This window comes from Agrobacterium sp. DE0009, assembly GCF_007680755.1.
GTDB lineage: Bacteria > Pseudomonadota > Alphaproteobacteria > Rhizobiales > Rhizobiaceae > Agrobacterium > Agrobacterium tumefaciens_B.
On the sequence record NZ_VEIU01000050.1, the window covers coordinates 1 to 307 of the forward strand.

Consider the following 307-nt stretch of genomic DNA (forward strand, 5'->3'; position numbering starts at 1 on the left):
GTACGGTCGACGGAGCGGCTGCCGCGCTTTTTGTGGCCGGCATTGCCGCCAGGACCAAAGGCCCCGTCATCTGGTGTATGACGCGGCCCGATCTGTTTTTCCCGGCGCTTGCCCAGGTTGGCCTTCATCCCGACCGCGTCATCTTCGTGGAGTCCGACAGGGAAGAGGACGTTCTGGCGAATATGGAGGAGGGGCTCTCGTTTGGCGGTCTCGGGGCGGTCGTCGGCGAACTTGTCCGCCTGCCGATGGTCAGTTCCCGACGCCTGCAGCTGGCTGCCGAGCGAACCGGGACGATGGCGCTTGGTGT

The 307-nt window shown here is 65.1% G+C and carries 1 protein-coding gene; it reads left to right on the forward strand.

All coding sequences use genetic code 11. The annotated features are described in order from the left end of the window. The coding region (locus FS804_RS24775; RefSeq protein ID WP_371417908.1) for an ImuA family protein at positions 1–307 on the forward strand (307 nt) is incomplete at both ends.